Genomic DNA, 330 nt, shown 5'->3' on the forward strand with positions numbered 1-330 from the left:
GTGACCCGGCACGCCGGCCTCCCGCAGCTCAGGTACCTCGGTGCGGGACCGGTCGCCGTTGACGCCGGCCCACCGGCAGCGCGGATGGAACGCACACCCCGACGGCAGGTTGATCAGACTGGGCGGGTTGCCCGGGATCGGCACCAGGTCCGCGTCCGCGTCGCCGTGCAACGACGGCACACTCGACAACAACCCCCACGTGTACGGATGCTGCGGCGCCCGCAGCACCCGCTGCACACTCCCGTGCTCCACCGCCCGGCCCGCGTACATCACCAGCACGTCATCAGCCACCTGCGACACCACACCCAGATCGTGGGTGATCAACACGAC

1 protein-coding gene is annotated in these 330 nt (G+C 70.3%); it reads right to left on the bottom strand.

Annotation, left to right across the window (positions count from 1 at the left end):
* Positions 1–330 (bottom strand): oligopeptide/dipeptide ABC transporter ATP-binding protein (locus tag ACPCK6_RS29675; RefSeq protein ID WP_423482866.1); only part of this gene is annotated, 330 nt, incomplete at both ends.

Origin of the sequence: Micromonospora sp. AB353 (genome assembly GCF_049538395.1) — a bacterium.
Taxonomy (GTDB): domain Bacteria; phylum Actinomycetota; class Actinomycetes; order Mycobacteriales; family Micromonosporaceae; genus Micromonospora; species Micromonospora aurantiaca.